We start from the raw sequence: 22,500 nt of genomic DNA on the forward strand, positions 1-22,500 counted from the left end.
AAATTCTCAAAACCTTTCATGTCAATCTATACTATTAAAAATCTAGCGAAAGTAATTCTCGGTGCTGGACTTAGCTTATCTTATCAGATTTCTTTAGCGCAAACGACCGATACGATTCCTACTACTCAGCTCGGAGAGGTGATGGTCACTGCACAGAAAGAGTCGGAAAACCTTCAAAAAGTACCTTTTTCTGTATCAGCCCTTGACACTCGAAAAGTTGAGGAAATGAATCTTTGGCAGACGAAGGAACTACGTGGATACATCCCCAACTTCTACTCTTCCAATCCCGGAGACAATAGAAACGTGATGTCCATACGTGGGATCACCACTACCTCCTATGAACCAGCGGTGGCGACTTATGTAGATGGAGTTAATCAGTTTGGCTTAGACACTTATTTCTTTTTGCTCAATGATGTAGAAAGAATCGAAATGCTTCGTGGTCCTCAAGGAACACTCTATGGCAGAAATGCCATGGGAGGGGTATTGAATATTATTACCAAACAATCGAAAGAAGATTCCGAGGGTTTTGTACGTGTTGATGTTGGAAACTATGGAATGTTGAGGTTAGCTACTGGTTACAATTTCTCTTTGTTCAAGGATAAGTTCCAAGTTGGCTTTTCCATTCTAAAGGATAAGACTGACGGTTTCTACACCAATTTGTATGACAACAGTGATTTTGATAAGCAAGAGAACCTCATGCTTAATTCAACTTTCAAATACCTTTTTGCGAAAAATTGGGAAGCAATTCTGATTACAAAATTTAATGAAGGACGAAATAATGGTCCATTCTCTTTAGCTCCAGACCCAGCTTCTGCTTTAGAAAACCCTTTCGAAGTCAATCAAAATGCCACTACACAAATGGTAGATGATAGTGAAAACCTTTCCTTGGTAATTAAAAATACGGGGCCAAAAATCAATTTCTCATCACAGACTGCTATCCAAAAGAACTACCGCTACTACAAAACTCCTATTGATGGAGATTTCTCACCCATAGACGGAGTATCGATTGTCAATAATTACGGGGAGGATTGGAATACCGTGACCGTGTGGACACAGGAACTTAGATTGGCATCCGCAACTACTGGTCAAAGGTTGAACTGGCAGGTTGGGTTCTTTGGCTTTACCTCTGACGCGCCTACTAGACAGGGAGTTTATTTTGGAGATGATGCGGAATTGGTGGGATCTCCAATCTCTAATTTCACTACCATCAATACGAATGTCGCTACAGGTTATGGATTCGCATTTTTCGGACAAGCTACATACAGCTTAACAGAGAAATTGAAACTAACTGCCGGTCTGAGATCTGATTATGAGAAAAAGGAACTGACCGTAAGTCAGGAATTGGATTTTGGACAGGGAGACCCTTTAGTGACAGTACCGGATACTACTGGAAATGTGAGTTACAATGCGATTTCACCCAAGCTTGCTCTGGCTTACGAGTTGTCTAATACCAATGATCTATACGCTAGCTACAGCCGTGGTTTCAGACCAGGTGGTTTGACACAGATCGGTTCAGATCCGAGCAACCCGCCACTATTTGTCTATGATCCTGAGTTCTCCAACAATTTTGAAATTGGAAGCAAAAACTACTTTTTCAACAGAAAAATGCGCGTGAATGTCTCTGCTTTTATCTCCACCATCTCGGATGTGCAAGTGCCAGGGCTGATTTTGCCAGATGCAATCGTAGTGACACAAAATGCTGGAAATCTGACAAGTACTGGAGTTGAGTGGGAGATTAACACTATCCCAATGAGGAACTTGAGTATCGATTGGAGCTTTGGCTACACTCACGCCACCTTTGATGATCTGACACTACCAACTGACGGTGGCGAGACAGACTTCTCTGGCAACAGACAGATATTCACTCCGGATATGACTTCCATGGTAGCTGCGCAATGGACGCCTCAGTTTTTCAATACTAAAGAATTTAGCTGGATTGTACGTGGGGAGTGGTTATACTTCGGTGAGCAGTTTTTCAATTTGGAGAACACCATCAGCCAAGATGCTTATCAGATCGCCAATGCAAAGTTTGGGGTGATCTCGGACACCCTAGAGCTCACACTTTGGGCAAAGAATATTTTCGACAAAACCTACATCGATTATGCATACGCCTTTGGACCATCTCACTTGGGAAATCCGGCTACCTTTGGTCTGACAGCGATGATTAAGTTTGATTAGGTTGAGATAGCTGTCCTGCTTCTCCAGAAGCTGGACACAGTATATGTTAAAAAGCCTCTGATGTCGGAAGATTTCAGAGGCTTTTTTGCACTTGCTGTAGTCTTGTGGAGTCAATTGGGCTACTCAATCCTCATAAATTCCTTAAAGTACTTCACTAAGAATTTATATTCCTCTTGATCAATTTTTCCGTCTTCTATCACTTTGCTCACCACTTCAGCGATTTCTTTGAAAGGGTAAGTTTCTCTGAGATGCTTATTTCCATCCAGCCACTTTTTAAGCATTTCCAGTTCATACTTGTTGATGTCTCCATCAGCCATGATGCCATAGCAGATTCCCTGGAGAAAGTACAGATCGGCTTTGATTTTGTCTTTTTCTTCAAATTTTGGCCCGTAATTTTGAAGAATTTCTTTCAATTCGTAAATCTCTTCCGAGCCGATAGTTCCGGTTTTGATTTTGGAGGAAATCTCCTCAAAAAAGGATCGGAATGGTTCTTCGGAGCAAAGTCCTTCATGTGTTTGGCACCAGGATTTTAGCACTTCATATTCACTTCTGGAAATTCTTCCGTCACTTGCGATGCCAGTGACTAAGCCGTTCAAGTTGTGAAAAGCTACTTGGGTTTGGGTTAAAAAGTTGTTGTCCATTTTTTTTGAATAGTTTTTTATAAGATACAAAGTATTGAATAACAATGAAATAAAGTGTCTGATTATCCGCTAGCATTCCATTCGCCTGATACGCTTTGCTTATCTGGTCGGAAGAGCAATGATCAACTACGGGAACGGCTTCTATTCTCACCTTAACCAATTCCTGCAATGCTTTTGGCCTTTTACTGGGGCTAGGAAAAAATTACCTATAAAATGTTGTTGTTTTTTATGCAGCTAGCTGTTGGCCCGTTTTGTCCATGGACCAAAATGCAAAAAGACTCCTCTAATTAGAGAAGCCTTTTTGCACAAACATTCAACCTATAATCAATTTTATTTTCAAACAACCTCTGCTTTTAGCGACAAGGTAAAGGACTCTATTTCATTTTTTAAGTTGAGGAACTGACCCTTCATTTTCTGTAAAATATCATCAGAATCCACCTGAACTGAGCTGATCATATCCTGATAGTAGCTTACACCTTCGATCAGGTTATTTCTGAATTTCTCCAAATACACTTCCTTCTTCGCCACTTTTTCAGTGATTTTGGTTTCAAATTCTTTTTTTAAATAATTCACATAAAGCTGCAATTCCTTCACAAACACATGCGGTCTATCTAGATCGACATTAAGATTTAATTTGCCATAGATATGATCCGCCATTTCTTTGAGCGTAAATGTTCCTTTGAAGTAGGCGAGATTGGGACCTGGACAAATGGTAACAGCGGTGAGATTACGTCTCGGGGTTTCTCCAGCTGCCAAAATCGCCGGCGCGCTCAATCCCTCACATAGGCAATCTTTCGCCTGAACTTTTTCCATTTCCACGGTGTCGATTTCCCCAGCTTGAAACTGCTTGGCTTTTAGGTTCTGGTATTGCCTAGATGCCGTGCAAATGGGTTGCTCGGTGAATTCGGTATTATTCATCAGAAACTTCTTATAGCAAGGACTTCCTGCTCGATCTTTCTCCACTCTTCCGATGCGTTGCTCCTCGCCAGAGGAAGTTCGGAGGTTGTTGAACGGCACACCTAGGGGCGAAGCGTGGCTTAGATAGAAGTCTGATTTCTTTGCTTTCAATAGACGCTCCAGTGTGTCGTCATCCACTGAGGTAGCTTCTGGCACTAGTAAGAAAGGACTTCCCCAGCCAGTACCGTCAAGTTCATAGTATTCCCGTAGGAAGCTGTCTTCAGTTGCTGTTCCTATTCCTCCCTGATACGTGATCTTGAAAGTAGGGCTGGTAGAAAGTGGATTTGCTTCTTTGGTCTGCAGTGCCTTTTGGCAGGTTTCGTAAAGAGTCTGAAAAAGCTCCGATCTGTTGGTTTTGAACTCTTCCAAAATCGGCCCAATCAAGAATCCATCCGTGGCAAAGGCGTGTCCGCCGCAGTTCAAGCCAGATTCAATTCTGAACTCTGAGACCCAAAGCCCTTTCTTGGCCAGGAACTTTCCTTGGATCAGAGCAGATCTATAATCACTGACTTTAAGGATGATTCCCTTCGAAATCTCTCCAAATTGATTGGGATAAAACTCTGAAAATTGCTCAGCATAGCCGTATAAAGCCGGATTCATTCCAGCAGAGAAAACTACCGAACCTTTGGCTTTGCTCTGAGCAAAACCCCGTAAAGCTGACAAAGCATCAGAATACTCTCTTGGCAATTCTTGTCCGTCTTTATCATAGTTGAGTTTATCTACTTTAGTCATGATATTCACATCCACGGCTCCCATACTCAGTTTGGATTTGAATTCCTCCTTGAGTTGGAATTTCTCCGCTTCTGTGGCAGTTTCTAGCTTCGCAAATAAATTCAGGAGTTCGGCATTTTCCGGTAAAAGGTTCAGATACTTATGGAATTCAGTGGAATTGGACCAGTCCGTACTGATCAATTTATTGAATTGCTCTTCTACCAGCGATTGGGTGAGGTCTAGGTAAGCTGTCACTCGTTTGGCTCTATAATCTTCTTCGGTATCAGCAATAGGGATAAATTCCCTAACAAATTTCTTCGAGTAAATTTTCCGCATATCTTCCAGAAGGTGATCATCCATGATGGATACCACACTGGAAATTCCATATTTGGCTACTTTGATAGGCGTGTCCACGGTGTATCCGAGGCCCATGACAGGAATATGGAAGCTATGTGCAGTGGTTTGATAAGGCATATCTGAAGGTGAATTTGGCTTGATTTTGAAGTAACAAACTTAGGTTCATTCGTCGCCTTTATGTCTGGCAGGACTCATTAAAAAGTGTGACTTTTGTCAGGTCACGAGGATTTACCTTAAATCAGAAAATAGAAAATCTGATTTTCCGCAAGCTTACCAATACTCTTAATCCCCCTGCTCATCCGGACAAAAGTCCCACGACTGGCGGCCGTTGAACTTCACTACTAAAGGTTGCGATTTATTAGTTTGGGGTTATTCATTTACTGGTGTAATAGGGGCTATTCATAAAAAAACGCAAGCCATAAGACTTGCGCATCGGGTAAGATAGGATCAGGAATTCTTATTTCCCTTCCTTGTCAGCGTAGCCAAATACTTTTTGTAGGATAGGAGAAGTACGCTCTGAAATATTCCCTCTGATTTTAAGTTCTTCTTTAGCTATTTCTACAAATAGCCCATCAATGGCTTTTTTGGTCACGTAGGAAGTCAGATCGGTATCTACTTTTTTAACAAAGGGAACCTTGTTATATCGAGTCATAACATCAGACCAATATTTAGTAGCATCAGTCTTTTTCAGACTAGCATCTATGATCGGTGAGAACTCGGCAGTTAATAATGGGGAGGTAGTTTCGCTGAAGTAGGTGGTAGCTGCGTTTTTATCTCCCAAAAGAATGTTTTTCACGTCAGTGATCGTCATTTGCTTGATCGCTGTGGTAAAGATAGGTATGGCAGATGTTGCTGCATCCTCAGCAGCTCTATTCACACTAGTGATCACCTGATCTACCATCGAACCCAATCCGAGGGATCTCAATGTACTCTCTATGTTTTTAGCTTCTTCAGGAAAAAGGATTTTTACGTCAAGGTTATTTAGGTATCCATCTTTAGAACCCAATTTTTTTGCACTTATATCGGTCGCTTTTTCCAAGGCAGCTTTTAGCCCAGTGTTAATTTCGCTGGTAGATGGAACCGAGTTGACGCTGGGTGATGAGTTTTGTCCCATCGCTCCCGTGATCGGCGTGAAAGATTCACAGGAGAGAAGGGTGAAAGATCCTATTAGGAAAAAACTGATTACGAATAACTTGTGCATTATTTGTTCGGATTAAGAGTTGGTTTATAAGGATGAAGTACTAGGCTTAACGAACCGGAGGACTTTTAGATATGAAAAAGCTAGAATAGCTCTAGGGAAAGCTGCTTTTTAGAAGTTCTACTTTTTTCCAAGAATTTCTCATCAGTCTCAAAACCAGCTAGTCAGCAGAGCGTTGTTAGGGAAAAAACAATTCTGGTCAGGGATCCAAATTCCGCTAACTTCTTAGCAATCCTTATCCTATGTAGTTCTAATTATCGAAAAATGACCTTCTTCGGGAAACCTTCAAATCTTGCAGAATGGTGGACTTCACGCGGATGTCGATATTATAGGACGTAAACGCACCAAAAGGGACCCAATTGACATTCATCTGCCAGCAGTGTAGATCTCTAGCGATTCCGATCATCGTTTGGGTGAGCTTTTTAGTTTGGGCATCAAAGCCAGTATTGAAGTTGATTTTCCATTTTTCTGACAAGGAAAAATCTCCGTTCATACTCACTGTTTGCGTGATGTTAGTGTTTCCAGACACTTGCTTATTATAGGATAAGACGTAGCCAAACGATACATTCCATGGAATATCCCAATCGATGTATAAACTCGGGTCGGTGGCTATTCTGTTGATTTCACTTTCTACGAAATCATTCATCACTCCACCACTTTGCATAAAATCTTTGGTCATTTCATCTCTTATTTCACCTTGATTTTGAGCGCTGTTGGGGTTGATGGAGGCGTTCATATTCAGAGAAGCACTTCGTATTGTTCCGATTCCCTGTCCATTTTTCCATGCAAATTCATTGATGGATCGAATAGACTCTTGTCCATTAGTGGTCAAATAAGGTTGTGTGGCGTAGGGATCTAGGGTCGAGCTCATGTTCACAGAAAGTTTTCTGTTGAAAAAGCTAGTTCTAGCACTGATTCGAATAGGAGCCAGCTGGAATGAGTCCGCTGCAAAGTTGTAACTAGAGCTCAGGTCAAGGTTTTCTAGCAGAGGGATTTTTTTTGTTTTTCCCTCCCCAGTAGAATCCGCTTTGTCTAGAATTTTGGCTTCCAACACACTACGAAGACTGAAGCTCATAGCTCTACTTTCCCCTTGAGGAGCACCGCTATAAGCAAACCCAGCCTGACGAGAATAAAGTCGAGTATCTCCCTCCTCATTGATCTGAACTTCCTGATAATAGCCTCGCGATGGGTCAGAAAAATCCGGAGAGAAATTGAAGCTAATCGAAGGTTGAATAAGCTGACGAATTGTTCGGATGTTTCCTTTTTTGAAATTGAAAAAACCATAAATATTCGTGTTCATGCTGAACGCCGTGTTGTAGTAGGTTACGCGATTGAACCCATCTTCCAAGATTTTGTCCACTCGTTCTTCTGACGGATTATAGAAGTAATTGATGCGCTTCAGATACCAAAGCTCATTCAGTGTAGCAGACGCAGTTCCGGTGAAATGCTTAAGTAACCTGAAATTAGAACTGATTGGAACTCGAGTTCTGGCGCCGTTATTGGCATTTTGTAGTAGGTATCCAAAATTAGCTGGCGTGAAAGGGACGAGCTCTGGAGCTCCTGAATTTTCCACCAGATCTGGATCCACTCCGAAATCTTGGGTTACCTTATTGGTGATGGAGTTTTGCAGGTCGAAGCTATAGCCTATATTAAAAGTCTTCAGGGGCTCAAATTTGGAGTTTTTGAAAGGGCTCTGCCTGTTCATACTTAGATTCATCGTAGGAAGACTTAGCTGCACTTCGCCGGTTTGAACACTTTGGGAATGCCTCATGCTTGCTCCGAAGGAGAAAGGAGTTCCGGTAAAGGACTTCGAGTAATTGACCGTGGAGGACAAGTCCGAAGTGACATTGTTATTGAAGTTATTTGGGTTGACGATGTTGTTGAAATAACTCGTCGAGCCAGCATTGACGGAGGCAGAGAAGCTGCTGTTACCTCTGGAAACCGGGTTATGTGACCACTGGATTCGGAACGTATTATAATCCACCGGATTCAGCTCGGTTTCAGGTGATTTGAATTTTTGAAAATCTATATTAAATGAACCACCGAATCTGTAGCGTTTTTTATAGGCAGCTTGTGACTTTAATCCCCAGCCTCCATTAGAGTAGATATCCCCTGTGATTCTCGCATGAATGTAATCGTTGATTGCGAAATAATAGCCTAAGTCTCGAAGGTAAAGGCCTCGCTTTTGCTCCTGTCCGTAGGAGGGGAAAATCAGCCCGGAAGCTTTCTCCTCAGGGGTATTAGGGATAATTCCAAACGGCAATCCAAGTGGGGTAGGTATGCCATTGAAGTATAAATTGAACGGGCCGGCTACTATTTGGCCACCTTCTACGGATTTGATTTTGTTTGCCGCTACGTGGTAATGAGGAATGGCAAGGGTACAGGTAGAGTAGTAGCCATTTGCCAGATAGACAGAGCCATCCTCCATTTTTTTTATGGTTTCTCCCCGTAGAATTCCATCCTGCTGCTCAGTGACCACGTCTTTGATGATGGCTTTCTGAGTTTTGAAATTGTACCGCATTTCTTTGCGGATTTCATAGGTGGAATTTCCATCCTTGAAATAGGGGGCGCCAGTTACATTTCCGAGGCTATCGGTGACCCCCGAGGCATAGAGTTCTGAGTTTGCCCAGTCTATTACAATCAAGTCAGCCTCCAGTCGCATCGGTCCGTATTCAAACCATGCCTGCTTGTGGAGATAGATTTTATTTTCTGTAAAATCTGATACAATACTATCTTCTCCATAATAGGTAATATCTGTAGAGATATCACTCCTGGGCATAATTTTTGTCGAATCAGAGGCAGCAAGCGAATCTGCAGAAGTAGGAATGGTGTCCAAAGCTATCAAATCACCTGAAGGTGGCATCAACGTATCAGGAAGCACCAAGGGTTTCTCTTCAAGTTTGCGGACGGGGTTCTGCGCAGTCGCCACTAGCGGAACAATCAATAGCCCAAAAAAGCAAAATAAAAAGAGCCTGAATCCCTGCACTGTTGCTTACGCTTTATTTAATTTGATAGAAATTTCGTGTAAAGTTAATTTTATTGCCCTCATGGAACGGTCCAAAAACAAAAAAATTCTTCTTAGTCTATTATTATGTATCCCTTTTGTATTCGGAGGATTCATTTCAAACGAATCTATGATGCCCAAGTTTCGGATGAAAAAAATCGTCCTCGATGCAGGTCATGGTGGCAAAGATCCTGGTAATCTGGGGTCTAAGTCACGAGAAAAAGACATCAATCTTGCGGTGACTCTTTTGGTCGGGAAATACATCAAAGAAAATTTGCCGGATGTAGAAGTTATTTACACAAGAGATGACGACAGCTTCCCTTCACTGAAAGATCGACCGTTGATTGCCAATACGAATAAAGCAGACTTGTTTGTCTCAATTCACTCCAACTCCGCTCCCAATAAGTCAGCGTACGGAACAGAAACATTCGTCATGGGTACGAAGCATTTTGACGCCAACTTTGATATCGTAAAGCGCGAAAACTCTGTGATTCTTTTGGAAGATAACTACGAGGAAAACTACGAAGGTTTTGATCCCGCCTCTCCAGAGTCTTACATGATGTTCAACCTGATGTCCAAAGTGCACTTCGAAAATTCTGTGACCTTGGCGGACAATGTAGAGACTCAGTTCAGAGATCGAGTTGGTCGAAAAAGTAGAGGTGTGAAGCAAGGGCCTTTTTACGTTTTGTGGACTCCTTCCATGCCTTCAGTTTTGGTGGAATTGGGCTTTCTCTCCAATTCTGAAGAGGAGCGATTCCTGATGAGTCAAGAAGGAAAAGAATATATGGCTTCTGCCATTTATCGTTCTATTCGAGATTATAAAGAGTCGATTGAGAAAAATTGATTTTCTAGTATAAAAATTTATAAAGCCCTTTTTCTTACGATGAAGGGCTTATTTGTGTACTAATTTTCTTGTACCTCTGCTATTTCACCAGTAAAAAGACAAAAAGCAACATAGCACCTATCAAACTTAAGAATTGAGGACGCATCGGTCACCGATCTTCCGACATAGTTGGCAAAGAGTGTAAGTCAAATGGCATCATTGCGGATAATTCTACTCACTTTTATTTTCGATCAACTCTCAAAACCAGGCTTCACATTTTCCCAAAACTCATCCAATGCGATGATCCTTGGCTTCAGAAATGAGATAATCTCCGGCCAATCGTCTGAATTCATCACATTCACATTCGGAAGAATTTTTTCAATCCTGGATACTGGCTGGCCAAATTCATTCTGATCCAGTAATATCCAGTCCCACTCTTCGCCTACTATCGTTTCCAGCATTGCTCTGAATTGGGCAAACTGATCAAAATACAACTCCTGAAGTTCCTCGTCAGCATGTCCCAGTTCAATTCCAATCGACGCAAAATCATTCTCCGCTTTCATTCGAAAATAGATATGACGAACACCGGTTTTGTAGTTCGGCCAATTGATCCTTCTGCCTTCTGAATTGGGAATTGGCTTCATGTATTGCCCGAAAGCAATCCAAAATTCCGATCGGATTCTCGATGTTTCAGCTCTGTTGTACAAGGTGAATTAAATTTTCTGAAGACCTCATGTCAGGTGTAATCTTCTGGGTATTGGATCTGCACAGAGGAGAATTTTACTAGTCCGCCCAGAGCTGGGTGATGTTTTTTGAGGGTAAGTCTGATGTGTTTGGTCGTAGGATAAGCTTCCAAAATATCAGTGACGATCATGTGACCGAGGTGTTCGAGGAGTTTCACACGCACATCCATTCTGGCTTTGATCAGTTTGTACAGCTTGGAGTAATCTACTGTCGCGCTGAGATCATCGTGCAGCATGGCTTGATGGAAGTTTGTCTCCAGCTCGAGATCTAGGGTAAAGCGATTTCCCAGAACGGTTTCTTCAGGATAAGCTCCGTGGTAAGCATGAAATTCAATTCCCTCTAGACTTACTTTTCCCATTAGTTGAATTGGTCAAAAAAGGATCCTGACTGGTTCTTAGGCTCCTCGTTGTATTTGGGTTGGGAAGCTTGCGGCTTCATTGGTTCTTCGAGTGGTTTTTTCTCGGTTTCATTTTCTAACTCTTCGATATCCTCTTCTAGCGCCTCGTCTTCGAGTTGCATCTTGGTGTCTTCTCTTTCGAGTTCTGCCATCTCCTCCTCATCTATGTCCAACTCCAAGTCAGTCGTAGTGGCATGTTCTTCAATTTCGAGTTGTTCTTCGAAGACTTCCATTTGGGCTAGGGGACTTTCTTCCACTTTTTCCGCTACGAATTCCTCTTCTTCGTATCCGAGATTTTCTAAGTTGGCAAAAGTAAATGTCTGAGATCTACTCAACTCATCTATAGCTCTAGCATGTGCTTTGGCATCTATTCTGGAGAAATGCGCTTCGGATAGGTCTATTTGATTGGCCGTATCCTGAGCGATTCTTCTCAGGCTCTTGACCATAGACTCTCGCTGCTCAGCCAGACCTTCATAGGATCTTACTAAGCCCTGCATACTTTCTCTAAGCTCCACGATGGTTTCTTTGGCTTTTGTCTCTGCAGCGCTGATGATGGCAGCGGCTTGTTCTTCCGCCTGTTTTTTAGTGTCTGCCAGCAGCTTATCAATGTGCCTGGTAGCATTATCGGCGGTTTCGTTTGCATCAGCGATGATCAAATCTGCTGCTTCATTTGCCTCTACGATGATCGCAGCGCCGGTATCTTCGGCTGTTTTTAAGGTGCGGAAAAGAGATTCCTCTACATCCTTCAGACGCTTAGCTTCAGCTTCGGTGTTTTGAAGCTTGGTTTTCAGCTCCATGTTTTCCTTATGAAGCGCATCTACTACTTCACTTATTTCATCCAAAAATGCGGTTACATCTTTTTTCTCATATCCTCTAAATCCAACTTCAAAGGTTTTTTGCCGAATGGCTGCTGGTGTGATCTTCATGTGTCAATATGTTATCTTTTGAACGCCAGAGGGAATCTCGAATGACTCTAATCTCTAGATTTTGAGACTTACAGTTTGGCTTGATTTCATGGGTTAATTCGCTTCAATTTTCCAAATAGAAATAGTACGGTCATCGGAAACTGAAATGACGTGTTGGTTATAGCTACTCCAAATTACCTTATTTATGGAAGTGCCATGACCAGCATTTCGAGCTTTGTCGATGACTTTGAGGAGTCTTCTCTCTTCTGCATCCCAAATCTTAATTGACTTGTCCATGGAGCAGGTAACTAGGAGATTTCCGTCCTCCTTGAAATATAAATAATTAATGGCATACATGTGTGCCACGATATTTTCTTGTAGAGAATACTTGTCTGTATCCCAAAATTTCAGGTTTGCATCCCGACCCGCACTGAGGAGCTGTGTCTCATCGGGAGAATAGGAAAGTGCAAATACAGAATTAGTATGTGCGGTCAGGTTAGCAATCGGATTAAAATCATTTGTCAAGTCCAATACCTTCACTGAATGATCGCTGAGACCTATTGCCAAGTGTCTCTTGCTCGTGGCGATCGACATCACCCGGATACTTTTGGAGCTCAGCTTGATGTGTTTTTTGACTGTTCTTGAATTGATATCTACCACGATTAGCACCCCATCACCAGTTCCGATATAAGCCTCATCTCCAAAAACCTTGATGTCGAATATCGCTTGATCGGTCAGTTTTAAAGACCAGATCTCTTTGCTTTCATTCAAATCGATCACATGGATTCCTTCGAAATTATGCCCGATGAAAAGTAGATTTCTGAGTGGATCTGTCTCGAGTGCGTACACCGAATGCGGAAGTCTCGCGATCAATTTGCCATCCTTAGGATGATCCAAATCCCAGGCTACCACCATACCATCGCCTGCGCCGGTATAGAAATACCTGGGATTGGAGCCTTCGGTGAGTGCGTAGATACAGTCATTGTGCCCCGTTAGGGTTTGTAATTTATTAACTTCTATTTTTGACATATATTGGACGGAGCCTATTGGCATTCTTCATTCCTATGCAAACAAAAATAGAGAAAATAGATTCTTCCTCGGCCTTGGCCATCAAGATTATCGAAACCCAGGATGAAAATGACATGGATTTCCTCAGCTTTCGCGAAAAACTGGCCTTTGCGAATATTTCCCATCTCGAAAAAAAACGGGAATGGGCAACTGCTAGAATAGCCATACGTGATGCCTTAGAGGTATTACAAGTTCCTTATCCCGGTTTTTTCAAAGATGAACACGGGAAATCTCAGGCAATGGATGGGCACGGATACATTTCTCTGACTCATACCTTGGGCTATGCTGGGGCCATTTATCACCGTGATACTCCTGTGGGTATAGACATGGATTTGATCCGGGAGAAAATCCTAAAAATTGGCTTCAGGTTCCTCGCTCAGTCAGAATTAGACTTTCTGGAAAAAGACCCCTTGCACTACACGATGGCATGGTCTGCCAAAGAATCTATTTTCAAATGCCAAGGAAAACGTGGCGTCTCATTTCGAGAAAATATCCTGCTGGAACCTTTTGATTCCAAGGCAGGAATCATCAAAGGTAGAATCCGAGGGACGGATTTCACCGATCATCATTACACGGTACAAGTTCGGGTGATCTCGGACGTTGTGCTCACTTACACCATCTGGTAAATGAAAAATCTTCTAGCACTTCTCTTCCTTTTTCTTTCGGTCACTTTCTCGATTTCTGCGCAAAGTTTACAAGAAATAAACCTCACGGATGCCGTGACTGGCAAGGTCATCAATATTCAGTCTCAGGTCAAAGGCAAAGGCTTGGTACTGGTGTTCCATAGTTTAGAATGTCCCTTTTCTAATATGTATGAGGCCCGATTGATTGCTTTGCGGAGCAAGTATCAAAATCAGGGCTTCACGCTCATGTTAGTGAATACCGAATTGAGTGGGAGCGAGGAGGATAAAGCCAGTTTGCGAAGCTACATAGACGCATCTGGAGTGAATATGTCTTACTTGATCGATGCACAGCAGGCGTTGGCCAAGCTTTATAAAATCACCAAAATCCCGGAGGTCATCCTTCTCACGCCTGGCCCGAGTGGTGCAGTGGTAAGTTACCGTGGAGCTATAGATAACAATCCCCAAGCAGAGAGCGCAGTCTCGAGCAAATACTTGGACAAAGCCATGGATTCTATCTTGAAAGGGGAAACTCCCAGCCCTGAGCAGGTGCGGGCTGTGGGTTGTAATGTGCGTACTTACTGAGCATTCAGCAATTCGATCAACTCTCTGATTTCTCTAACCTTATCAGACTCGCCAAGTTTCTCAAAGGAATTTTCCAGATTTCTAAACATCCGCAGCATAATCTGTAGATGGGCACATGGCTCAAAGTACTCTTCCTTTGGCTCGATTTTCAATTGCTCGAGGTAATTGAAAATATCCGTTCTGCTAAAAATCAACCCCTTGTTAAATGCATTAATGTAAAAGGTGAGGTCAGCAGTTTTGTACGTGAGCACAAAGAGATTGGGGAGATTTACGCCATAGATCGGCAGACCTAGTTTTTTAGCAATAAGTAAATAGATGGAGCATAATGTGAGTGGATTTCCACGCTTCGAATCTAAAACCGATGACAGCATGCTGTTGGCCGGGGAATGGAAATTCTTGGTATTGGCAGCGAATCGAAGGGTGTTATAAAGCACATTGTTGATGGACCGAACCTGCTCGTACGGGTTGAGATCATTTTTGAAAGCAGTCCAAACTTCAAAGTAAATCTGATGCATGTCAGCATTCAGCTTTGCATATTCCAAATCCGGATATTGATACGTGTTGATGATCCAAAGCCCCGTGAGCAAATCCCGATCGTCGGTGTCTCGCCATTCCCTCAGCCGGGCTTTCAACAGCGAAAACTGGAGATCGTGGACCAATTCTTCAATTTCTTTCTGAATCTCAGGATTGAAGCTGTTTTCCCATTTTTCCTCCAGAAAAGGAATAATCTCGTTGCCTATAGAAATAATCCTGTCACGCACATGCGACCTGACCTCATGATCTGAATCATCCAATAAGGAAACTAAGGCATTTAATTCTCCGGGAGTCAATTCACTCATAGTCAAATGGCTGCGGGTAATAGGATGAAAACGTATTTTAAAGTACGATGTCTGGTTACTTTTCTATAACGAACGATGGAAAAGCCAGACTGAATAAGTTAATCTCAAGAACCGAGGCGGCATCGGCCTTGTTGCTCAAAGGCACTAAATCCACCTGCGTGTTTGCGGACAATAATAAGTTATTACAAATCGACCTAAGTCTGAATCACGCCCACGTTAAATCTTTCGGTAATCGGCGCATGATTAGCTGCTTCTATTCCCATGCTGATCACTTTTCTGGTCTCCCGAGGATCTATCACCCCGTCCACCCAAAGTCTAGCTGCGGCATAGTATGGGCTCAATTCCTCATTGTATTTAGAAGTGATTTCGTCTAGCAATTCCTTTTCATCTTCAGGAGAAATCTCTTTCCCTTGTTTTTTAAGTCCGGCAACTTTGATTTGCAGAAGGGTGTTAGCAGCAGCGGCTCCAGACATCACTGCCATCTGGGCAGTTGGCCATGAGTAGATCAAGCGAGGATCATAGGCTTTTCCGCACATGGCGTAATTACCTGCTCCGTAGCTGTTTCCAAGGATAAAGGTGAATTTGGGAACCACAGAATTAGCCATAGCATTCACCATTTTTGCGCCGTCTTTGATGATTCCGCCATGCTCTGCTTTGCTGCCAACCATAAATCCGCTGACATCATGCAAGAAAATCAAGGGGATTTTCCGCTGATTGCAATTCATAATAAAACGGGCAGCTTTGTCAGCTGAGTCGGAGTAGATCACTCCGCCCATCTGCATTTCGCCTTTGGCAGTTTTGACGATTTTCCGCTGATTAGCTACGATTCCCACAGCCCAACCGTCCACTCGGGCAGTTCCGCAGATCAAAGTCTTACCGTAATCTTCCTTGTATTCGTCAAATTCTCCTCCATCTACCAATCCCTTCACAATCTTGAGCATATCGTATGGTTTGACGCGCTCGGTAGGGAAGTTGGCAAGCAATTCTTCTCCGCTGAAGCCAGACTTTTGAGAATCAGCCCGATCATAGCCCGCAGTTGTATTGTGTCCTATTTTATCAAAAATCTTTCGGATGGCATCTAGGCAGTCCTGATCTGTATCGTATTTATTGTCAGTGACGCCGGAGATTTCGCAGTGTGTGGTTGCGCCGCCTAACGTTTCATTGTCTATTGTCTCACCTATTGCTGATTTTACCAGATAGGAACCTGCCAGAAATATCGAGCCCGTTTTATCCACAATCATCGCTTCGTCGGACATGATCGGGAGATAAGCTCCACCCGCTACACAGCTACCCATGATCGCAGCTACCTGGATTATACCCATGGCAGACATTTTTGCATTGTTTCGGAATTGACGTCCAAAATGCTCTTTGTCCGGGAAAATCTCATTTTGCATGGGAAGAAAAACGCCGGCACTATCCACCAGATAAATCACTGGTAGGTGATTTTCCATGGCAATCTCTTGGGCTCTAAGATTTTTCTTGGCAGTGATCGGGAACCAAGCTCCTGCTTTGACAGTAGCATCATTGGCCACGATCATGCACATCCGGCCACTCACATAGCCTATTCCTGTAACCACTCCGCCTGAAGGACAACCGCCTTCCTCAGCATACATTCCATCCGCCACAAAAGCTCCAACTTCTAAAAATTCCGTGCCTTGATCACGTAAATAATCTATTCGCTCACGGGCGGTTAACTTACCCTTTGCGTGTTCTTTTTCGATTCTTTTAGTACCTCCTCCTAGTTTTACCTGTTCGTATTTTGCCTGCAAGGTCTGAAGCAAATCTTCCATTGCGGAGTTTGGATTATGGGTAGTTGGTGTCATTTGGGATATTTGGGTTTAGAATTCTCAACCATCGCCTGACGCGATAAGTTTACCTTCGAAGGTAAAAAAACAAGTTGATTTTACGCAATTTCACCACTTGACCAGGCATCGTGGGTGATGGGCGTGAAGCCTTATACTGAGAAACTAGCTTAGGCTAGGTTGCTAGGTTTTATTCCTGATTTCAACGCTAAAACCTAATTCTATTTCGTCGCTTTCACATTAAGTAACCTTTAACGTGCTTTTTTTTCGTAGTTCAATTCTTCTATAGTCCGCACTCCATTTTCTGTTAATGCGAGCCAAAGTTTGATTTTATCGCCTTCTCTTTTCATCGTCAATCCATGAAAATAGACCTCATCTTCAGCTACTTCAACTAGTCGAAAGGTGGTCCATTCCTCTTTTTCTTCCCAGGGCGAAAGGTCAGGATTGAAGTGTTTTAGTTTTAGGGAAAAAGTATCTCCTTCTTGGACGATATTCATAAACTCAGAGAAGATAAGTTTGCCTTCGCTCCAAAATCGAAAAGTGCCAATCATATTGCCGTCCACTGCCGGCATCCACACTTCCTCGCACTCGCCACCAAAGCCAGTTCCCGTCCAGAATCCTTCCAGCCAAGCTAGGTCAGAAACCTTGCCTTTGCCCGGTTCCTGATCTTTTTCCAGCTGTTTTACTTGGGAAAAAGCGATGAAGCTGATGAAAAAAAGGAGGGCAGAAAGAAGGGGATTTTTCATATAAGGAGGCTTAAAATACTCTCCGAAGTTAGAAAAGGTTTAGGTGTAAAACCGCACGTGAGACGCGAACGGTGGCGGTGCAGTCCTTGTAAATCTAAGTATGAATCGTAATTACGGCGCTCTCTGCGTTACCTCAGTAGCCTTTGCGGTTACAAAAACAACTTACACATCGTGCCGCTGTGGTATCTCAGGATTGATGAATGTAAATCCGCGGGCTTCATCACCCTCAAAAAAGTCAATTTGCATTCCCATCAAAAACATGTAATGACGCTTCTCTATCAAGACAGGGATCTCTGAGATGGTGAATTTTTGATCTTCATCTTTAGCCTTATCAAATCCTAGCGCATAAGACATTCCCCCACAGCCCCCGCCTTTGGTGCCAATCCGCAGAAAATAGTCAGTTGGAATATTTTTATTTTCCATGATATTTTTGATTTCTGCTATAGCTTTTTCGGTGATGGTAATTGGCGCTGTCATGGAATTCAAATGTTTTTGGCAGGAAATTGGTTCGTGGGATTCAAAATTACCTTCCCCGAAGTTTTCTAACGGTGATAATTTGTGCAAATTCGAGCTTAATCCTCAAAAATGGAATATACAGTTGATTTATTGAAAATTCTTTTGCCAGCCGGAATCGTCCTGTATGGTATGTATCTCGTGGTAGTTTCTTTCCTTTCGAAGGAAAGAGAAAAGACTCTGGTAGAGCTGAAAACACAAAACACTCAGACTATCCTCCCGATTCGATTGCAGGCTGCAGAGCGTATTTGCCTTTTTTTGGAGAGGATCACTCCGAATAACCTGGTGCGAAGATCAAATCCTGGAGGATTGACTTCAGGTGAACTGCATTCGCTTTTATTGGCGGAGGTTCGCGAGGAGTTCAACCATAATTTTTCCCAGCAGGTGTATTTTTCCGAAGAAACTTGGGAAGCTGTAAAGCGCGCTGTGGAGGAAGTGACGACGATCATCAATCAAAGCCGCCAGCTACTCAATGAGGAGGCTACAGGATTGGATATGGCGAAGGCGATTTTTGCGCAAGCACTAGAGAGAAAGAACGATCCGGTGGGATATGCGTTGAAGCAGGTCAAATCAGAGATTCAAATTTACTTTTGAAAATGACATCTTTTAAATCAAAAAGTGCAGATACCTTAGAAAATGCCAAGGCGCTTTTTGGAAAGAAAGCAGAGGCAATTGGGAGGCAGAAAGAAAAAGTGGCTGAGCTGATCTCCGGCGTCGGAAATAAAATTCTGCAGGTAGGAGATAATCCCCGTGTAAAGAAGCTAATAGAACCGATATCGGTATTTATTCGGATGGTCAAGGCGCATTTCAATGGCTCCCACAAGATGACGAATAGTACGCTAGGCTTGGTCTTATTAGCCTTGATTTACTTCGTGTCGCCTATAGATATGATCCCTGACTTTTTGGGATTCTTTGGGTTTGCTGATGATTTAAGTGTGGTATTGGCAGTTTATGCCAAGGTGAAAGATGAGATTAATCAGTTTCTGGATTGGGAGAGAACTCAAGGGTAACAAGGTCTGTTACTCCCCCAAATCACGACGTTATGCAAGATCGAGAAACACAAGTAATAACTCCTGAGTTGATTGTTTCCGCGCAAAACTATACCGAGTATCGTGCAATGATCGACGAGCTCCTAGCGCAAAATAAAACAACGGGGAACAATCATTCTGAGAGCTATCTAGAATACGCTAAAATGAATGTGCAGCGCATGAACCGCTGGGACAAAACAGCAAAAGTCTCCGAAGAATTAGCGAAAATTGTCACATCGATCACTGCTCCTCAAGTATGGCTGGTGATCACCGAAGGCTGGTGCGGCGATGCTGCGCAAACTATCCCATTTATGGCGAAACTGGCGGATTTGAACCCACTGATCGAGTTGAAGTTGGTGCTGAGGGATGAGAATCCTGAGCTGATGGATGCGTATTTGACGGAGGGAGCGAGATCAATTCCAGTGTTGATCGCATGGACTGCTGACTTGAGCAAAGAGCTTTTTGTTTGGGGTCCAAAGCCTGAATTTCTAAAAAACCGACTCAAAGCTTACAAGCTCGATCCGCAGAATATTACCTCCAAGGAATTCGCAGATGGCACGCATCTTTGGTATGCAAGAGACAAAAACAAGGCTTTGGCAGAGGAACTAACTCCTCTGATTGCCTCAACATTATAAGCAACTTATGAAAATCGCATTGATTTCCGGAGCTTCCGGACTAGTGGGCAAGGAAGTTCTCCACCAATTATTCAAAAACGAAGCCTTCGACTACGTGCTGAGTGTTGGGAGGAGGAAGCTGGCCATAAAGCAACCGAAGCTAGTCCAAATCGAAGGCGACATGGCGAACTTAGCAAACTGGAAATGGGAGGAGATGATCGCTTCTCAAAGTTTGGGTGGAGAGTACAATTCTCTTTTGACTAGCTTGAATGAGGGAAAAGCAGAGGTATTTGCTTTTTCCTCCTTAGGAACTACCATCAAGCAGGCTGGCTCGAAGGAGAAGTTTTATGCAGTAGATCATGACATGGTTTTGGCTTTTGCCCGTTGGGCCAAAAAGCTCGGAGCAAGTAAGTTTTTATATGTCTCTTCCACTGGCGCAGATCCCAATTCCTCTATTTATTACAGCAAGGTGAAAGGGGAAGTGGAGCGAGATCTGAAAGCAGTTGGTTTTGACTACCTCGGGATTTTCAGACCTTCTTTGCTCATGGGCAATAGAAGCGAGTTCAGGTTTGGTGAGCAGGCTGCTCAGATTCTGATGAAGCCTTTGATATGGCTGAAGCTTTTCAAAAACATTCGTCCGATCTACGATTATCAGGTTGCAAAAGCATTGGTAAGAACTGCGTTGATGCAAAAATCAATTTCCTCAGAAATTATCACTTCTGGAGAAATGCAAGACCTAAGCGCATGATCGTAGTCATCCAACGAGTTTCCGAATCCGCAGTGACCATAGAAGGAGTAGTCAAAGCGAGCATTGGTCATGGACTGATGATCTTGATAGGGATAGAAGAGGCAGATGACGATGGAGATATAGTTTGGCTAACTAATAAGATTCTTAATCTCCGCATTTTTCCTGATGAGAACGGAGTGATGAATAAGAGTTTGCTAGACATCAAAGGGGAGATTTTACTCATCTCACAGTTTACGCTTCAGGCGAGTACTAAAAAAGGCAACCGACCTTCCTACATCAAAGCGGCCAGGCCGGACATAGCTATTCCGCTCTACGAGCAGATGATTCAGACGCTCGAAGAAGGCTTAGGCAAAGCAATCGGCACGGGAGAGTTTGGTGCTGATATGAAAGTGTCATTAGTGAATGATGGTCCGGTGACGATTCTAATAGATAGCAAGAATAGAGTATAGGGCCATACGCAGGAAAGAACAGGACAGGCTTGTACCAGTATCGCGTACTTTAGTGAGGTACAACATTGCCTCTGTCGATCCTGATTCCGCCCTATGAAAGCTAAATACCTTCTCACATTTTTCGTTTTTGCTTTATTTTTTCCTCAGCTATTTATGAGTTGCTCTGGTCCAAAAAGCCTAGATCAGGTGCAAAAAACCAAGCCTAATGTGATCATAATTTTGGCAGATCAGTGGCGAGCTCAGGAGGTGGGCTATATGGGAAACACCCAAATCAAGACCCCAAATCTGGACAAGCTTGCTTCGCAAAGTTTGATTTTTGAAAACTCCATAACTACAATGGCGGTCTGCGCTCCCTGGAGAGCTAGTTTTTTGACCGGTCAATATCCATTGACACACGGAGTTTTTTATAACGACAAACCGCTACCGAACGAGGCACTGACCATGGCTGAAATCTATAAGGACCAAGGGTATGCAACCGGATATATCGGCAAGTGGCACCTGAATGGTCATGAAAGAGGTGAGCATCCTTTTAGCGCCAGAGATTTGCCGGTTCCAAAAGACAGAAGACAGGGTTTTGACTATTGGAAAGTCAGAGAGGTGACGCACAATTATAATAACAGCTTTTACTTTGATGAAAATGATGTAAAGCATACTTGGGAGGGCTATGACGTTTTTCCTCAGACGGATAGTGCGATAAGTTTCATCCAGAAGAATAAAGAGAATCCGTTTGTATTAATGCTGTCTTACGGCCCGCCGCACGATCCGTATTTCTCAGCTCCCCAAGAGTATCAGGATATGTATGACGCGAGTACACTGGAAGTTCGCCCAAATGTACCCTTGGCTTATCAGGATTCTGCGCGCAAAGTACTGGCGGGATATTACGCTCATGCCACGGCGATAGATTTTGCGATCGGGAATTTGTTGAAAGGGTTGGAGGAGGCCGGGGTGGCCGATAATACCATCCTTGTTTTTACCTCAGAGCATGGGGATATGTTGATGTCCAAGGGAGTGCTGAAAAAACAGCGGCCGTATGACGAGGCGATCAAAGTGCCCATGTTGATAAGGTATCCGGCCAAGTTTGGGACAAAAAGTCGTCACATCATCGATCCCATTGGAACCCCAGATTTGTTGCCGACACTTTTGGGATTGAGTGCTATCGCGTCTCCTGAAAGTATTGAAGGAAAGGATTTCTCAGGTGAATTGCTGGCAGGAAAAGATCTGGGAAATGAAGCTACTTTGATCATGCTTCCTGTTCCATTTCACGAGTGGAAGTTCTCCAACGGCGGAAGAGAATTTCGCGGCATTCGTACCAAGAGATATACTTATGTGAAGGATCTCAAAGGTCCTTGGCTGCTATATGACAATGAAATAGATCCATTTCAGGAAAATAATTTGGTAAATAATCCAGCGGTGCAAGACCTGCAAAGTCAGCTAGAAACTATGTTGATGAAAAAACTGGAAGCTACCAAAGACACTTTTCTTCCTGCCGATGAGTACATGACTAGGTACAATTACCTTTACGATATGCAGGATAGCGTTCGAAAAGTTAATTACTTGGACTTGGGGAGGTAAA

At 43.1% G+C, this 22,500-nt stretch carries 22 protein-coding genes; 10 read left to right on the plus strand and 12 right to left on the minus strand.

The annotated features are described in order from the left end of the window. The first annotated feature begins 18 nt into the window (after positions 1-18). Positions 19-2,178 carry a TonB-dependent receptor gene (locus tag ABJH64_RS16415; RefSeq protein ID WP_348274002.1) on the plus strand — a complete coding sequence of 720 codons (2,160 nt, stop codon included), beginning with the start codon at positions 19-21 and terminating at the stop codon, positions 2,176-2,178. A gap of 119 nt (positions 2,179-2,297) precedes the next feature. Here the strand turns inward: ABJH64_RS16415 and ABJH64_RS16420 are convergent, their stop codons facing one another. The 4 genes from ABJH64_RS16420 to ABJH64_RS16435 all read right to left on the minus strand — a co-directional run bounded on the left by ABJH64_RS16420 (position 2,298) and on the right by ABJH64_RS16435 (position 8,986). Continuing rightward, a complete protein-coding gene (locus ABJH64_RS16420) occupies positions 2,298-2,819 on the minus strand; it encodes a hypothetical protein (protein ID WP_348274003.1) in 522 nt (173 codons plus the stop codon). Between the two features lie 336 nt (positions 2,820-3,155). Continuing rightward, a complete protein-coding gene (locus tag ABJH64_RS16425; RefSeq protein WP_348274004.1) occupies positions 3,156-4,961 on the minus strand; it encodes a hypothetical protein in 1,806 nt (601 codons plus the stop codon). 340 nt (positions 4,962-5,301) lie between these two features. Continuing rightward, the gene (locus tag ABJH64_RS16430) at positions 5,302-6,045 is read right to left on the minus strand and encodes a DUF4197 domain-containing protein (RefSeq protein WP_348274005.1); all 744 of its coding nucleotides are present in this window, start codon (positions 6,043-6,045) and stop codon (positions 5,302-5,304) included. 247 nt (positions 6,046-6,292) lie between these two features. Continuing rightward, positions 6,293-8,986: a putative LPS assembly protein LptD gene (locus tag ABJH64_RS16435; protein ID WP_348274006.1), complete on the minus strand. Its 2,694-nt coding sequence runs from the start codon at positions 8,984-8,986 to the stop codon at positions 6,293-6,295. Between the two features lie 103 nt (positions 8,987-9,089). Here ABJH64_RS16435 and ABJH64_RS16440 point away from each other — a divergent pair, with 103 nt between their 5' ends. Then, complete coding sequence (locus ABJH64_RS16440; RefSeq protein ID WP_348299601.1) at positions 9,090-9,890, plus strand: N-acetylmuramoyl-L-alanine amidase; 801 nt, start codon at positions 9,090-9,092, stop codon at positions 9,888-9,890. A 230-nt stretch (positions 9,891-10,120) separates the two neighbouring features. On the opposite strand, the gene ABJH64_RS16445 is transcribed toward ABJH64_RS16440, so the two are convergent. The 4 genes from ABJH64_RS16445 to ABJH64_RS16460 form a co-directional block, all read right to left on the minus strand. Continuing rightward, positions 10,121-10,576 carry a DUF4268 domain-containing protein gene (locus ABJH64_RS16445; protein ID WP_348275197.1) on the minus strand — a complete coding sequence of 152 codons (456 nt, stop codon included), beginning with the start codon at positions 10,574-10,576 and terminating at the stop codon, positions 10,121-10,123. Between the two features lie 29 nt (positions 10,577-10,605). Then, positions 10,606-10,971: a dihydroneopterin aldolase gene (gene folB / locus ABJH64_RS16450; RefSeq protein WP_348275198.1), complete on the minus strand. Its 366-nt coding sequence runs from the start codon at positions 10,969-10,971 to the stop codon at positions 10,606-10,608. Then, positions 10,971-11,936, minus strand: coding sequence for a DivIVA domain-containing protein (locus ABJH64_RS16455; protein WP_348275199.1), 966 nt, complete (start codon positions 11,934-11,936; stop codon positions 10,971-10,973). The genes folB and ABJH64_RS16455 overlap by 1 nt, the downstream gene beginning before the upstream one ends. 93 nt (positions 11,937-12,029) lie before the next feature. Continuing rightward, positions 12,030-12,944: a WD40 repeat domain-containing protein gene (locus ABJH64_RS16460; protein ID WP_348275200.1), complete on the minus strand. Its 915-nt coding sequence runs from the start codon at positions 12,942-12,944 to the stop codon at positions 12,030-12,032. Between the two features lie 35 nt (positions 12,945-12,979). Here ABJH64_RS16460 and ABJH64_RS16465 point away from each other — a divergent pair, with 35 nt between their 5' ends. Then, the gene (locus ABJH64_RS16465; protein ID WP_348275201.1) at positions 12,980-13,609 is read left to right on the plus strand and encodes a 4'-phosphopantetheinyl transferase superfamily protein; all 630 of its coding nucleotides are present in this window, start codon (positions 12,980-12,982) and stop codon (positions 13,607-13,609) included. Next, positions 13,610-14,188, plus strand: coding sequence for a redoxin domain-containing protein (locus tag ABJH64_RS16470; RefSeq protein WP_348275202.1), 579 nt, complete (start codon positions 13,610-13,612; stop codon positions 14,186-14,188). Here ABJH64_RS16470 and ABJH64_RS16475 read toward each other — a convergent pair. From ABJH64_RS16475 to ABJH64_RS16490, 4 genes are all read right to left on the minus strand, one after another. Continuing rightward, positions 14,182-15,027, minus strand: a complete 846-nt coding sequence (locus tag ABJH64_RS16475) for a transglutaminase-like domain-containing protein (protein ID WP_348275203.1) — start codon at positions 15,025-15,027, stop codon at positions 14,182-14,184. The genes ABJH64_RS16470 and ABJH64_RS16475 overlap by 7 nt on opposite strands. A 194-nt stretch (positions 15,028-15,221) precedes the next feature. After that, complete coding sequence (locus ABJH64_RS16480; protein WP_348299602.1) at positions 15,222-16,817, minus strand: carboxyl transferase domain-containing protein; 1,596 nt, start codon at positions 16,815-16,817, stop codon at positions 15,222-15,224. A gap of 263 nt (positions 16,818-17,080) precedes the next feature. Beyond that, a complete protein-coding gene (locus tag ABJH64_RS16485) occupies positions 17,081-17,575 on the minus strand; it encodes a DUF6265 family protein (RefSeq protein ID WP_348275365.1) in 495 nt (164 codons plus the stop codon). Between the two features lie 162 nt (positions 17,576-17,737). Then, entirely contained in the window at positions 17,738-18,052 is a 315-nt protein-coding gene (locus tag ABJH64_RS16490; protein WP_348275364.1) for an iron-sulfur cluster assembly accessory protein, read from the minus strand. Between the two features lie 108 nt (positions 18,053-18,160). Between ABJH64_RS16490 and ABJH64_RS16495 the strand changes: the two genes are divergently transcribed. From ABJH64_RS16495 to ABJH64_RS16520, 6 genes are all read left to right on the plus strand, one after another. Then, positions 18,161-18,682 carry a hypothetical protein gene (locus ABJH64_RS16495; protein WP_348275363.1) on the plus strand — a complete coding sequence of 174 codons (522 nt, stop codon included), beginning with the start codon at positions 18,161-18,163 and terminating at the stop codon, positions 18,680-18,682. Between the two features lie 2 nt (positions 18,683-18,684). Continuing rightward, a complete protein-coding gene (locus ABJH64_RS16500; RefSeq protein ID WP_348275362.1) occupies positions 18,685-19,098 on the plus strand; it encodes a YkvA family protein in 414 nt (137 codons plus the stop codon). A 32-nt stretch (positions 19,099-19,130) separates the two neighbouring features. Further along, positions 19,131-19,751: a thioredoxin family protein gene (locus ABJH64_RS16505; protein WP_348275361.1), complete on the plus strand. Its 621-nt coding sequence runs from the start codon at positions 19,131-19,133 to the stop codon at positions 19,749-19,751. 7 nt (positions 19,752-19,758) lie between these two features. After that, on the plus strand, positions 19,759-20,478 hold the full coding sequence (locus tag ABJH64_RS16510; protein WP_348299600.1) for an oxidoreductase: 720 nt from the start codon (positions 19,759-19,761) through the stop codon (positions 20,476-20,478). Continuing rightward, entirely contained in the window at positions 20,475-20,927 is a 453-nt protein-coding gene (dtd, locus tag ABJH64_RS16515) for a D-aminoacyl-tRNA deacylase (protein ID WP_348274412.1), read from the plus strand. Before ABJH64_RS16510 ends, dtd begins: the two co-directional genes overlap by 4 nt. 93 nt (positions 20,928-21,020) lie before the next feature. After that, a complete protein-coding gene (locus tag ABJH64_RS16520; RefSeq protein ID WP_348274413.1) occupies positions 21,021-22,499 on the plus strand; it encodes a sulfatase in 1,479 nt (492 codons plus the stop codon). Position 22,500: the final 1 nt, after the last annotated feature.

Origin of the sequence: Algoriphagus sp. (assembly GCF_039969895.1) — a bacterium.
Lineage (GTDB): Bacteria > Bacteroidota > Bacteroidia > Cytophagales > Cyclobacteriaceae > Algoriphagus.

What these genes read in the sequence shown, in the direction of transcription:
- ABJH64_RS16415 (WP_348274002.1), top strand. Translation starts at nt 19, where the DNA reads ATGTCAATCTATACTATTAAAAATCTAGCGAAAGTAATTCTCGGTGCT.
- ABJH64_RS16420 (WP_348274003.1), bottom strand. Translation starts at nt 2,819, where the DNA reads ATGGACAACAACTTTTTAACCCAAACCCAAGTAGCTTTTCACAACTTG.
- ABJH64_RS16425 (WP_348274004.1), bottom strand. Translation starts at nt 4,961, where the DNA reads ATGCCTTATCAAACCACTGCACATAGCTTCCATATTCCTGTCATGGGC.
- ABJH64_RS16430 (WP_348274005.1), bottom strand. Translation starts at nt 6,045, where the DNA reads ATGCACAAGTTATTCGTAATCAGTTTTTTCCTAATAGGATCTTTCACC.
- ABJH64_RS16440 (WP_348299601.1), top strand. Translation starts at nt 9,090, where the DNA reads ATGGAACGGTCCAAAAACAAAAAAATTCTTCTTAGTCTATTATTATGT.
- folB (WP_348275198.1), bottom strand. Translation starts at nt 10,971, where the DNA reads ATGGGAAAAGTAAGTCTAGAGGGAATTGAATTTCATGCTTACCACGGA.
- ABJH64_RS16455 (WP_348275199.1), bottom strand. Translation starts at nt 11,936, where the DNA reads ATGAAGATCACACCAGCAGCCATTCGGCAAAAAACCTTTGAAGTTGGA.
- ABJH64_RS16460 (WP_348275200.1), bottom strand. Translation starts at nt 12,944, where the DNA reads ATGTCAAAAATAGAAGTTAATAAATTACAAACCCTAACGGGGCACAAT.
- ABJH64_RS16465 (WP_348275201.1), top strand. Translation starts at nt 12,980, where the DNA reads ATGCAAACAAAAATAGAGAAAATAGATTCTTCCTCGGCCTTGGCCATC.
- ABJH64_RS16470 (WP_348275202.1), top strand. Translation starts at nt 13,610, where the DNA reads ATGAAAAATCTTCTAGCACTTCTCTTCCTTTTTCTTTCGGTCACTTTC.
- ABJH64_RS16475 (WP_348275203.1), bottom strand. Translation starts at nt 15,027, where the DNA reads ATGAGTGAATTGACTCCCGGAGAATTAAATGCCTTAGTTTCCTTATTG.
- ABJH64_RS16480 (WP_348299602.1), bottom strand. Translation starts at nt 16,817, where the DNA reads ATGGAAGATTTGCTTCAGACCTTGCAGGCAAAATACGAACAGGTAAAA.
- ABJH64_RS16485 (WP_348275365.1), bottom strand. Translation starts at nt 17,575, where the DNA reads ATGAAAAATCCCCTTCTTTCTGCCCTCCTTTTTTTCATCAGCTTCATC.
- ABJH64_RS16490 (WP_348275364.1), bottom strand. Translation starts at nt 18,052, where the DNA reads ATGACAGCGCCAATTACCATCACCGAAAAAGCTATAGCAGAAATCAAA.
- ABJH64_RS16495 (WP_348275363.1), top strand. Translation starts at nt 18,161, where the DNA reads ATGGAATATACAGTTGATTTATTGAAAATTCTTTTGCCAGCCGGAATC.
- ABJH64_RS16500 (WP_348275362.1), top strand. Translation starts at nt 18,685, where the DNA reads ATGACATCTTTTAAATCAAAAAGTGCAGATACCTTAGAAAATGCCAAG.
- ABJH64_RS16505 (WP_348275361.1), top strand. Translation starts at nt 19,131, where the DNA reads ATGCAAGATCGAGAAACACAAGTAATAACTCCTGAGTTGATTGTTTCC.
- ABJH64_RS16510 (WP_348299600.1), top strand. Translation starts at nt 19,759, where the DNA reads ATGAAAATCGCATTGATTTCCGGAGCTTCCGGACTAGTGGGCAAGGAA.
- dtd (WP_348274412.1), top strand. Translation starts at nt 20,475, where the DNA reads ATGATCGTAGTCATCCAACGAGTTTCCGAATCCGCAGTGACCATAGAA.
- ABJH64_RS16520 (WP_348274413.1), top strand. Translation starts at nt 21,021, where the DNA reads ATGAAAGCTAAATACCTTCTCACATTTTTCGTTTTTGCTTTATTTTTT.